Here is a 12169-nt window from a genome sequence, read left to right as displayed (position 1 = left end):
GGGCCCGCGGGCGGGTTCCGGGGGCGGGTTCCGGGGACGCGGCACGGCTCGGACCGCTGGAATCCCCCGGGATCCCCTGGAATCCCCCGGGATCCCCGCCCGTGGACGGGGAAGGAGGCCGACGTCACCGGCCGGTGCTCCGCGCCGACCGGGCGCATGAGGCCGCGGCGGGCGTTGTCAGTGGCCTGCTCTAGAGTTCCCGTCACTTGATCACTGAAGTGCGGGGAGGCACGCGTGGGGTGGGTGACGGCCGGCGACTACGAGGTCACGCTGGACGCCGGGAAAGTGGTCTGCCGCAATGCGGCGGGGCGGCGGCTGAAATCCGTACCGGCCAAGCTCGCCGACGATCCCGCCGTGGTGGGACTGCGCCAGCTCGCCGAATGGCTGGAGCGGCACGAGCGGCAGTGCCTGGCCGACGTGGAGCGGTGGATGGTGCACTCGCTCCCGGTGCCTCTCGCCGTCATCGCCCGGGTGTGGCCCGATCCGGCCTGGCAGAGCGCACTGCGCGACCTCGTGGTCACCGGACCCGACGGCGGGGTCGCCGGATTCCTGCGCGACGCCGATCTCGACCGCGGGCTGGGGCTCATCGACCTCGACGGCGACACCGTGCGCATCAGCCCCGATCTCGTCCGCATCCCGCACCCGGTGCTCCTGGACGACCTGGAGGAGCTGCGGGAGTTCGCCGTCGAACTCGGCCTGGAGCAGAGCGCCCAGCAGCTCACGCGCGGGGTGTGGCACCGGCCCGGCGGTCTCGACGCGGAGGCCCACGCCGTCGAGGAGTACGCGGGCGGGGTGTTCAAGGAACTTCGCTTCCTGCACGCCAGGGCCACCCAGCTCGGCTACCGCGTCCGCGGCGGCGACGCCGTCTGCTCCCTGCGCGAGGACGGCCGCGCGGTCGAGGCCCGGGTCTGGATCGGCGACTACGAGAGCTACGCGGAGACCGAGACCGGCCCGCTGACCTTCGCGGACGGCTCGGGACGGACGCTGAGGCCCGGTCAGGTCGGGCCGGTGGCCTGGTCGGAGGGCATGCGCATGGCGGCCGCGCTCTACGCCGGGCGCGACATCGAGGACGAGGAGAAGGCCGCGTGACCACGTACGACGAGACCACCGCGGCCGCGCTGCTGGACGCGGGCGCGATCCTGCCGCCGGCCACGACCGCCCGCGAGGACGCCGACACCCTCACCGTCCGCGCCTACACCCACTCCGCCCTGGGCGACCGGCGTGTCGTGCGGCTCGTGCCGGGCACTCTCGGCGAGGCGGAGGACCTCGCCCTGGAGTTCCTCGGCCTCGCCCGTGATCCGGAGGCCCCGGAGGTGGGCCAGGTGCGCCGGGAAACCCTGGGCTTTCCCGCCTGGGCGCTGGTCAACGACCCGGCCAACGGCCATCACGCGCTGGCCCTGGTCAAGGACGTCGAACGGCTCGCCCGCCAGGCCAAGTCCCGCCCCGGCACCGCCAAGGAGAGCTTCGAGGCCCTCGGTGAGCGCCTGGGCCGCGCGGTCCCGCACTTCCTGCCGACCTTCTACGAGCAGGCGGCGCGGATCTTCCTCCAGCACGAGAACACGACGTACGCCTCGGCCTTCTTCGGCAAGGCGCGCGAGGCCGAGCGGGTGCACGCGCTCGCCGTCGACGAGGACCGGCAGCGGGCGGTGTTCCTGGAGTTCGCGTTCGCGGGGGCGCTGACGGTCAAGGCCCTCAAGGAGCACGTGAGGGACCTCGCCCGCCGGCTCGACCCGGCCGAGGCATGGGCACAGTACCGGCAGCTGACGGTGGAGCGCTGCGCGGCCGGCATGCCGCCGTACGCCTCGCTGCCGCAGGACGCCCGGAGCCTGATCAAGGCGGCGGGACTGTCCCGGGCCACCGAGGAGTGCTCCCTGGTCGCCGACCTCATCGCCTCCCCGGCCGCGGTGCGGGCTCCCGCCTCCTTCTGGAGCACCTACCGGGCCACACTCGCCGTCCTCGCCGAGCAGCAGCCGGCCACGCGGACGCGGCTGCTGGAGATCACGCCGAGCGGTCTGGGCCGCACGGTCCAGGACGACGAGTTCTGGCTCGCGCTGCTGGCGGAGACCGGTGCCGACCGCCTGCTGACCGGCGAGGACGCCGAAGCGGCCGAGTCGGTCGACGCCGTGGACTGGCTCGGCCGCTGGGCCAGGCACCGCAAGCACGGCGGCACGTTCTCCGCCTGCTCCCAGGCCACCCTCGCGCTCGTCGAGCGGATGGCGCCGCGCCTGCGCGAGGACGGCCGGGCGGTCGACCTCTTCACCGGCCGCTGGCACGCGGGTGCCGACCTCGACCTGCTGGACCTGTGCGCGGCACAGGGCGTCGCACTGTCGGTCCCCGACCCGCAGACGCCCGTCCACCTGGGGCTCGACCGCTGGCTGCGCGAGAGCCGGCCCGGCCGCCGCGATCTGAAGGCCGCCGCCGCCGACCCGCGGCTGCGGCGCCTGCTCCACGAGGCGATCGGTGCCCTGGGCGGCAACCGGACCTCGCCCGAGGTGCTGGCGACGCTCGCCGCGCACCCGGTGCTGGGCGAGATCCTGCGGGAATGGCTCACCGACGCGGCCGGACAGTTCACCCGCGCGAGGGGACTGCCCGGGGCCCGCGCGGCCCTGGAGCGGCTGCGGTCCTTCCGCGCGGTCGCCGACCGGGTGGACGCCGACGCCGTCGCCCGGGTCGCCGCGCACGAGATCGCACCGCTGCTCGGCCGCACCCTGCGCGCGGGCATCATGGACGAGCTGGGCTGGCCCGCCCTCGACGAGGCACTGCGGCTGCTCGGCGACGAGCCCCGGCTCGATGACCAGCGCAACCAGTTGTCGGTCACCGAGGCATGGCCGGCACTGATCGTGTCGCGGGGCCACAAGGCGTTCGTCGTCGGCCCGGAGAAGGTGCTGCTCGAACACGACCTGCGCCTGCCCGTGCAACCGGACCGCTGGAGCCGCCCGCAGTTCCGCTACACCGACGGGAACCTGCTCGTCATGTGGCAGCACGACGGCAAGCAGTTCGGATACTGGTCCGCCCGCCCCTCGGAGGTGTTCCCCCTCGGCGGCGAGCGGCTCGGCTATGGCCAGCACGTCGGCCTCCCCTCGATCCCGCTGCCCGGCGGCGGCCGGGCCACCGGCGGCCGCACCCTGCACTCCGGGGACACCGCGCTGCCGCCGAGCCGCCCGGTGATCGGCGACGGCACCACCCTGTGGCGCCAGGGCAGGCAGGGCCAGCAGCAGGTGTGGCTGGAGTACGACCCCGCGACCGACACGCACGGGCGTGCCTCGCTGCCCGCCCTCCTGGCATCGGGCCTCAGCGAGAACGCGTCGCTGCATCACGCGGTGTGCGAGGTCCTGCCGCTGCAACCCGGCCTCGAACACAGCCCGTTCGGCACCGACGGCACCGTCCTCGGACGCTGGGTGCGCACCGGCGACGACGGCGACGGGACGCTGAAGACAGCCGGCACGCCGGACGGCCGCACCGTCACCACGCGCGGGACCCGCGCCATACCGCTCGGGAACCTGCGGCTGCCCGGAGGGGCCGAGCCCGTCGCCGCGCTCCTCGGCGGGCACGTCGCCCTCTTCGCGGCCGACGACACCTCCGAGGACGGCCTGCTCGGCCAGGTGACACTGGGCGACCGGGGCAGCGACTTCGCCGGCGGCACCCGCTACGTACCGCCGGTCCCCTTCTGGCACGCCCTGCGCCCCCGCGACGAGCGGGCGTCGGCGGTGCTGCGCGCCCTCGGCGACGAGCGGGCCGCCGAGCTGCTGCGCGCCGGAGCCGCTGCCCTGGAGGAGTGCCGTGCGCTGCTCGCCTCGGCCGACGCGGCCACCCGCGGTGCCCTCCCGAACGCCGACGGGTTCGTCCGGCGGGCCGTGGCCACGACGCTGCCCGAAGTCACCGACGAGCGGTTGCTCATCGGCATCTCCTGTCTGGTCCGCTCGGCACTGCGGCTGACCGAGGCCGCCGCCGCTTTCGCGGCGCCTCCCGTGCAGCACGCGCCGGTCAAGCGCCGCACCGAGGGCATGTTCGCCGACTACAGCCCCGAACACGGTGACGACCGGACGCTGAACCAGGCCACCTCCGGCATCGCGCATCTTCGGGGAGGGTGGGGCAACCTGAATCGGTGGACCGTGCTCCGCCAGGTCCGGGCGGTCAACCACGTGCTGTCCGGGCACCCCGCGGAGGGCGTGCCGCTGCCCACCGCACAGGGACGCCCGGCCCCGCTCGGCGACGGCTGGACCAGCGACGAGCTCACCATCCCCGCCATCGGCACGATCTGGACGTCGCTGCTGGGCGCACTGCGGCCGCTCGCCTACCGCGCGGCCTCGCCGGCCGTGCCCGACGACGAACGTGAGGCGCTGCTCCTGCTGTTCGAGGCCCTGGCCGAGGGACCGCTCGCCGGGGCCGGAGAGACGGTGCGCGTGATCGTCCTGGCCGAGCCGGCGGAGAAGCAGCAGCGCGTGGGTCAGGTGCTGCGCCGCGACGGCCGTACCGTCGTCGTCCTCGGCTGCCAGCGCATCGACAACGCCCGCGGCCGGGTGACCTGGCTCGCCCTGGACCACGACCCCACCGGGACGTTCGGCGCGATCGCGCGTTTCACCCTGGAGGAGGAGACCCGGCATTCGTCGGCGTTCCCCGCCGACGGGCTCGCCGCCGTCGCCCGGCTGGTCCGGGACAAGGGAGCCGCACCGTGGCGGCCCGAAGCGGTCGGTGCGTTCGCCGCGGCGACGCGCGGCGGGCTGGGGCCGCTCCAGGCCACCGTGCTGCTCGCCGCTCGGCCGCACGACCGCAACAGCGACGCGCTCGCCCTCATGGGCCTGAAGCCACGGCAGACGGACCGGGCCAACGGCATGCTGGGCTCCCTGTCCGCCACGGACCGCACCGAGCTGCTCGGGGCCCTGCTGCCCGCCGACCCCGCCGAGCTGTGGACGACCGGGCCGGACACCGACGCGGCGGGCCGGGTGTGGGCCGAACGGCTGGGCACCGTCGTGCGGCTGCCCGAGGACGTCTCGGCCGACCTCGCCGGGCTGCCCTGCACCGCCGCCGAGGCCGTGCTCAACCCGGGGCGCACTCCCTGGATCAGCCGGACGACGGTCCTGCGGCCGGACCAGGACGGCAACCTCGTTCCGGAGGACCCCAGGGCCCTCCCCGGCAGAGGCGACCTGGTGACGGCCGTCGCCTCCCTGACCTCGCTCGCCTACGCCCTGCCGTACGGGCACCCGCTGCGCGCCGCCCTGCCCGAGGCGCTCGCCGCGCTGCGCCGCCGCCTCGCCGACCCGGAGCTGCTGCTCGACGTGGACGTCGAGTGGACGCAGCAGGGCAGCCCGACCGCCGCCGAGATCCGCAGGACCTACGGTCTCCCGGCCACCGGGGGCGGCGACGTGCACGGACTCACCCGCGTCGGTGAGGCACTGGTGCTGCGGCCGTGGCACCGCGACAGCGAGACCACACTGGTCCGGCCGGCCGGGCTCACCGGTCCCGACGACGCCGTCCTCGGCCTGCTGGACGGACTGGCCGGTCCGCTGCGGGGTGCCGGGCTGCGGGCGCTGCGCACGATCCTGGACGACGACCTCGCCACGGCCCTCGCGGCAGGCACCGACCCCGAGGGGCCCGCCGGGTACGCCCAGGACCCCGTGGTCGGCTCGCCGGCGCTGGTCGCCGAGGTCTCCTCGGTCCACGGCCTCGGCGAGGACGCGGCGGCGCTCTACCTCCAGCTGCTGGCCCTGCCCGACCCCACGGACCGCAACTGTGCGCGCTGGACCGGCTGGAAGCCCGCCCGCCTGAAGAAGGCCCGCGCCGAGCTGGCCGCGACCGATCTCGTCGTGGAGGCCAAACGCGCGCGGGCCGGGCGCACGCTCTTCCTGCCCTGTGGCTGGCGCGACCTGAAGGGCGCCGCGCTGCCGGTGGAGACCTGGAAGGAGGGCCTCTATCCGGTCCATGACCGCCTGCGCACCGTTCCGGTGCTCCCGGTCCCCGAACTGTTCGCCCGTGCCTGGGAGCGCGTGCAGCGCGGCGACGCGCCCGCCTACGAGGAACTCACGGCCCGCGCGGGGCGGCGCCGATGAGAACGGCCCCGGCCCCGCCCGGGAACCTCGCCCGCCACCGGGTGGCCCGCCTTCGGCGGTGAGGTGGTGTTCCGTGCGCCGGCGTGCGGCCGAGCGCACGGAGTGCGTCCGTCGGGCGCATCGCCGGTGGCGGGCGGCACGCGGCCGGACGAGCCTCAGGAACCGGCCGGCTCCCTTCGTGCCGCGCTGCCGGGCGGTGCGGGCACGGCTTCGGCGACGAGAAGGGCGACATCGTCGTGGTCGTCGGGGTGGCGCAGGGTCTGCAGGAGCCACCGGCAGGTGTCGTCCAGGGGCCGGCGTGGTTCGTCTAGGGTGCGCAGCAGCGTGTTCAGGCGGTCGTCGATGGGGTGGTGGCGGGTTTCGACGAGGCCGTCGGTGTACAGGACGAGCCGGTCACCGGGCCGTAGCTCGAAGGCCGTGGTGTGGAAGGGGACGCCGCCGACGCCGAGCGGCGCGCCGGTGGGGAGGTCCAGCAGCCTGCGGTTGCCGTCGGCCGCGTCGAGGACGGGCGGGAGATGCCCGGCATTGGCGATCCGGCACCGGTGGTCATGGGGGTCGTAGACGGCGTAGACGCAGGTGGCGATGTAGTGCTCGAGCCCTTGGGTGATCTTGTCGAGGTGGCGGAGGACTTCGTCGGGTGCGAGGTCGAGGTCCGCGAAGGCGCAGGTGGCGGTGCGCAGGCGGCCCATGGTGGCGGCGGCGTCGATGCCGTTGCCCATGACGTCGCCGACCACCAGGGCGGTCTTGCCGCCGGCGAGGGGGATGACGTCGTACCAGTCGCCTCCGACCTCGTGGGTCGCCAGGGCGGGCTGATAGAGGGAGGCCACTTCCAGCCCGGTGAGCGAGGGCGGGTGGCTGGGCAGGAGGCTGCGCTGAAGGGTCTCGGCGGTGTTGCGGACGCTCTGGTGCCAGCGGGCGTTGTCGATGGCGACGGCGGCCCGGGCGCCGATCTCCCCGGCGAGGAGGACGTCGTCCTCGTCGAAGGGCAGGGGGTTTCGGGCCCGTAGCAGGTCGAGGACGCCGAGGACCTCGTTGCGGGCGATCAGCGGCACCGCGAGGTAGGAGTGGACGCCGGCCCGGGCGAAGGAAGCCGCGGCTTCGGCGTCGCGGGCGATGTGCTGCAGATCGCTGTTGTCGGCGTGGGCGACGACGATGGGCTGTCCGGTGTGGACGCATCGGGTGATCAGCCGGTCTGCTCCGTACACCGCGAGGTCACCGGCTGCCAGCGCGGCGGCGGTGGCGTGGGTGGGGTAGGCGGCGGCCACCGCGAGCGCCCGGAACATCTCCGGTCCCGGGTCGCGGGAGAGGGTGGTGGGGCGAAAGGCGAGGACGTCGTCGAGGACATCGACCGCCGCGATGTCGGCGAGGTCGGGAACGGCGACGTCGACCAGTTCCCTCGCGGTGCGCTCGACCTCCAGGGTGGTGCCGACACGGGCGGAGGCGTCGGCGATCACGGCCAGGCGGCGCCGGGCCCGGTCCGCTTCGGTGATGGCCTGGTGGCGTTCGCTGACGTCGACCACCGAGTTCGCCACGCCGATCACCCGGCCGCTGGCGCCCTCGATGCGGAAGTACGACACCGACCAGGCATGATCGCCGTCGGGATCGGCCAGGGTGCGGCCGACGGTGTACTGGTCGATCACGGGCTTGCCGGTGAGCAGTACCTGGCGCAGCGCGGACTCGATGGTGTCGACGTCGAGGAAGGTCAGGATGTCACGGGGATGCCTGCCGATGTGGTCGGCGGCCGGGACGCCGTTGATGCGCTCCAGGGCCGGGTTGACCAGCAGGTAACGCAAGTCCGTGTCCAGCAGGGCGATCCCGATGGGAGCCTGCGAGACCAGCCGCTGGGAGAGCGCCAGGTCGGTCTCGACCTGCTGCAGCGTGGTCTGGTCGGCGGCGATGCCCAGGACGTAGACGTCGCCGAGGTCGTCCAGCAGCCGCATGTTGCGGAACTCCACCAGACGCGTGCTGCCGTCCTTGTGCCGGATCGGGAAGGCGCCGGCCCAGCTGGCCCCGGTGTCCATCACCTCGGCGAACAGCCTGGTCACCAGGTCTTTGTGTTCGTCGCGGACCAGCATGACCGCGTACTGGCCCAGGGCCTCCTTGGCGGTGAAGCCGAAGACCTCCTCGGCCTGAGGACTCCAGAACACGATGCGCCCGCGGGTGTCCAGCACGATGGCGGCCACCCTGAGCAGATCGAGCAGCCCGCCCGGCGGTGACGGCCCGGCCCGATCGCGCTCGTGATGCAGCGGCTCGTGTGCGGTCATGGCCCAGCGCTCCCTGTTCCGCACGGCCGGCTCGGGCACGTCGGCCGCGTGCTCTCTTCCATGCTGCTCCCGAACCCGGCCGACGGCCTCCTGCCCCGCCGACGCGGGCCGCCGCCTTTCGGGGAGGAGGCCCGCGTCGGCGGGGCAGGAGGCCGAGGAAGCGGAACCGGCTGGAAGGGCCCGGTGTCCTGTGCGCGGACCGCCCTCTACGGGCGAGCGGAACTGTTTGTCCATAGGTGTTGTTGATCGAATTGGTTGCGGCATGTTTTCTTCCGCGCTTCATCTGCCTCAGCCGCTGTGCGCCGTACGGGGCGAGAGACGGTGTCCCCGGGCTGCCGCCGACGTGCCGGACCCCTTCTCTCCCCGCTCCGGCACGGCCGCTCCACCGCATCGCACGGACCGCACCCTCCCTCCTCGCCGCTACGGCGTACCGGCGTACCGGTGCGGCATCCGCGGCCGGGCCCCCACGCCGCCGGCTGGGTCCGTGCCACCCGCCCCCGCACGATGCTGCTGCACATCGGAACCAACGACATGATCCGGAACCACGACCCGGCCGCAGCGCCCGCCCGGCTCTCGGCGCTGCTGGAACACCTCACCGCCGACGTCCTGGTCTCCTCGCCGGTCACCCGCCGGGAAGCGGAGAACCCGGCCCATGCGACCGTGAACCATGCCCGGCTCATGTCCGGCCCCGGTGCCTCTCCGCCACCCTCGGCGCCTCCACGCCCTGGATCTGACGTCGCACGGCGCCGATCCGCTCACCCCGCAGCACCTCCCGCGCCCGCACCAGCTCCGTGACGGCCGTCGCCGAGGCCGTACCGACCGCGCTCGCGGCCCCCGTCACGCCGGCGGCGAGGACACCCGCTGCCGTGGCTGCGAGTCCCGACGCCTCCACAAGCCCCCTGTGAACTGTCGTGCGACATGAACGGTGTTGCGACCCGGGCGACATGCCCCACCGGCGCCCGTGGGAGACACCGTCGCCCGTCCGACCCCGGCCGGGGCCCGTCTGCCGATGGCTCCCGTCAGTCCTGTCCGTATCCCGGGCGGGCCGCGGCCGGCGGAAAGGCGAGACCCGTCGGTGTGCTGAGGCCGGTGAAGGCGAGCGTCACCTGTCCGCCGCCCGTCTCGCGGACGCGCACCACCCGGTTGTTGAACCCGTCGGCCACATAGAGGTTGCCGGTGCCGTCGAGCGCGAGCCCGAGCGGGGAGTTCAGTCCGGTGACGGGCACGACGCTCTGCGTGCCACTGCCCGAGGCCACCTTCACCACACGGTTGTTGCCGCTGTCGGCGACGTAGAGGTCACCGGTGGTGCTCAGAGCCAGTCCGGTCGGCTGGGAGAGGCCCGCCGTGGGCACGGTGCTCCAGCCGCTTCCGTCCACGGCCACCTTGACGACCCGGTCGTTGACGAAGTCGGAGACGTACAGGTGTCCGTCGGGCGCCCACGCCAGCCCCCAGGGGTGCAGCAGTCCCGTCGTGGGGACAGTGGTCTGGCCCCCGCCGTCGGCGGCCACCTTCACGATCCGGTCGTTGAAGCTGTCGGCGATGTACAGGTTCCCGGCCGGGTCGACGGCGAGTCCCAGCGGGCGTGACAGGCCGTTCGCCGGTACGACGGACTGCTGTCCGCCGTCCGGGGGCAGGACGACCACCCGGTTGTTGCCGGTGTCGGAGACGTAAAGCCGGCCCGCGGCGTCCCAGGCCATGCCGGTCGGCCGTACCAGGCCGTCGAGGGGGACGGTGAGCTGTCCGCCGTCGTCCGCGGACAGGGTCAGCACCCGGTTGTTGCCGTAGTCGGACACGTACGGGGGCGGGCCGACGGGCGACCGGACACCGCCGGGCTGCGGGGCGCCCGCCGCCCCCGTGGAGAGCGCGCAGAGCAGCAGCAGACCCGCCGCGACAGCCGGCCGCCGGGTCCACCTGCGGGCGGGCCTGTGGCCGTCGGCGGCCGGCGGATCGATCGTCGCCGACTCGGTCGTCAACTGTTCCACGACTCACCTGCCTGTGTTCCGGAGGGCCGGCCCGGTGCCGTGCCTCCGCCGAGCCTAGGAAGCGCCGCCCGCCGGCACGGGAGCCACGCCACCGGGCCGCGCGCCCGCCACTCCGATGCCCCGCGGAGCGCGCCGGTCCGTGGGCAGGCCGAGGCCGGTGCAGATCGCCGTGTGCAGCCGGACCCCGTTCGGCCGTGTAAGCCGTTCGCCGGTGTCGTCGTGCACGGTTCCGGAACGGTGCCGACGATTCCAGATGTGCCCGTCAGGCGATGACGTCCGCCGGTGTCCGGGGCACACGGACGGAGGTACGTGAGCATGAGACATCGCATCGTCGCCCTCGCGGCGGCGGGTGTGCTGGCCGCGGCGGTCCCGGCCGGCGCGGCTTCCCCGGAGCCCACGCCCGGGTACGGCGACACACCGCCGCCGCCGGGGACGACGACCCCGCCGCCCGGTTCGGCACCGGACGGGGAGGCATGGGCCTGGACCCAGCTGACCAGCGACGGCACCCGCATCCGATACGTGTCCACGGACTCCAGCCAGACGTGCCCCAGCGTGCGTTACACCTACGGGGGAAGCCAGCACACGGACCCCCTGAGCCGGATCAGCACACCCATGGGGTCGCAGTTCCCGACGACCGTCTGCGAGGCCGGGGTGCGCCTGACGGCCTCCGGCGCGACGCTGGTGCCCGCGACGGTACAGGCGGCCCGGCTGCATCCGTCGACAGGCCGGCTGCCCCTGCCGAACTGGACGCCCGGCACCCGTCCCGCCAGGATCGGTGTGATCGGCGACACCGGCTGCGAACTTCCCGTGCCGGCCGACGAGCCCGCGCAGAACTGCGCGAACGGCTGGCCGTTCCGCCAGATCGCGGACAACGCCGCCGCCCGGACACAGCCCGACCTGGTGGTCCACGTCGGTGACTACCTGTACCGGGAGAACCCCGCCCGGGCGAACGACAAGGCGGTGAATCCGGGCTGCACCACCCTTGCCGACAGGGCCGGTTGGGCCTGCGTGGTCGCCGACTTCTTCAGGCCCGCGGAACGGCTGCTGGCCGAGGCTCCCGTCGTGCTCGCCCGGGGCAACCACGAGGACTGCAACGCCAGCCAGCAGGGCGGCGCGGGCGGCGCGTGGTTCCGTTACCTCGCCGACGAGCTGCGCTCCAACGGCACGTGCAGCCTCTTCAGCCAACCCGCCGTGATCCGGGCCGGCGCGCTGACCCTCGCCTCCGTGGACTCCTCGCTCGCCGACCGCGACGACGACGGCAGCAGGGCGAACCAGGCTGCCTACACCGCACAGTTCAACACCGTGAACCAGGCCGCGGCGCAGGCCCCCGGCGACGTCTTCGTGGTCACGCACAAGCCTCTGTGGACGGTGAAGGCGGCCGGGCAGACGCCAGGGGCGGTCACCTGGGCGACGCACGTCCTCGACGGCGCCGTCGCCGACACCTCACTGCATCACCTGCACGACAAGGTGCGCATGGTGCTCTCGGGCCACTTCCACTTCGCCCAGAAGCTCGACTTCGACAGCACCCGCCCGCCCCAGCTGACTCTGGGAAACTCCGGCGGCCCCCTGGACAACGGCCCGGTCGACGGCAACGTCGAGCTGCAGTCCATCGGCACACCGCCGCAGCAGGTCCACCAGGCCGTGACCAAGCTGCTGACCCCCGGAGGTCCGGGCATCTTCGGCTACGGCGACCTCCGCCACGACGGCACCACCTGGAACCTCGTCTTCCGTGACCGCGACGGCGACCGCCTCGGCGGCAGCTGCAGGCTGAGCACGAGCACCGACCACCGCAACTTCGTCTGCTGAAGCCCTCCTTCCCGGTGAGGCGGCGGGACGCCTCGGCGGTGCCGGCCGGGCCGGGCGCGTCGCGCGAGGC

The 12169-nt window shown here is 74.0% G+C and carries 6 protein-coding genes; 3 read left to right on the top strand and 3 right to left on the bottom strand.

All coding sequences use genetic code 11. The annotated features are described in order from the left end of the window. The first annotated feature begins 234 nt into the window (after positions 1–234). Together ACIQGV_RS19315 and ACIQGV_RS19310 are read left to right on the top strand one after the other, a co-directional pair. Positions 235–1089 carry a DUF4132 domain-containing protein gene (locus tag ACIQGV_RS19315; RefSeq protein ID WP_402496237.1) on the top strand — a complete coding sequence of 285 codons (855 nt, stop codon included), beginning with the start codon at positions 235–237 and terminating at the stop codon, positions 1087–1089. Continuing rightward, positions 1086–6047, top strand: coding sequence for a hypothetical protein (locus ACIQGV_RS19310; protein WP_402496236.1), 4962 nt, complete (start codon positions 1086–1088; stop codon positions 6045–6047). The genes ACIQGV_RS19315 and ACIQGV_RS19310 overlap by 4 nt, the downstream gene beginning before the upstream one ends. A gap of 155 nt (positions 6048–6202) precedes the next feature. On the opposite strand, the gene ACIQGV_RS19305 is transcribed toward ACIQGV_RS19310, so the two are convergent. From ACIQGV_RS19305 to ACIQGV_RS19295, 3 genes are all read right to left on the bottom strand, one after another. Continuing rightward, positions 6203–8311 carry a SpoIIE family protein phosphatase gene (locus ACIQGV_RS19305; RefSeq protein WP_402496235.1) on the bottom strand — a complete coding sequence of 703 codons (2109 nt, stop codon included), beginning with the start codon at positions 8309–8311 and terminating at the stop codon, positions 6203–6205. A 676-nt stretch (positions 8312–8987) separates the two neighbouring features. Further along, positions 8988–9203 (bottom strand): hypothetical protein, encoded by a 216-nt coding sequence (locus ACIQGV_RS19300; RefSeq protein WP_402496234.1) that lies wholly within the window; start codon positions 9201–9203, stop codon positions 8988–8990. Positions 9204–9330: 127 nt separating this feature from the next. Further along, positions 9331–10293 carry a hypothetical protein gene (locus tag ACIQGV_RS19295; RefSeq protein ID WP_402496233.1) on the bottom strand — a complete coding sequence of 321 codons (963 nt, stop codon included), beginning with the start codon at positions 10291–10293 and terminating at the stop codon, positions 9331–9333. 315 nt (positions 10294–10608) lie between these two features. On the opposite strand from ACIQGV_RS19295, the gene ACIQGV_RS19290 reads away from it, so the two are divergent. Further along, the gene (locus ACIQGV_RS19290) at positions 10609–12099 is read left to right on the top strand and encodes a metallophosphoesterase family protein (RefSeq protein WP_402496232.1); all 1491 of its coding nucleotides are present in this window, start codon (positions 10609–10611) and stop codon (positions 12097–12099) included. Positions 12100–12169 lie beyond the last annotated feature (70 nt).

This window comes from Streptomyces sp. NPDC093094, from assembly GCF_044754345.1.
Classification (GTDB): Bacteria; Actinomycetota; Actinomycetes; order Streptomycetales; family Streptomycetaceae; genus Streptomyces.
Note: the sequence above shows the minus strand (reverse complement) of the source record. Positions and strands in the feature narration are given on the sequence as shown.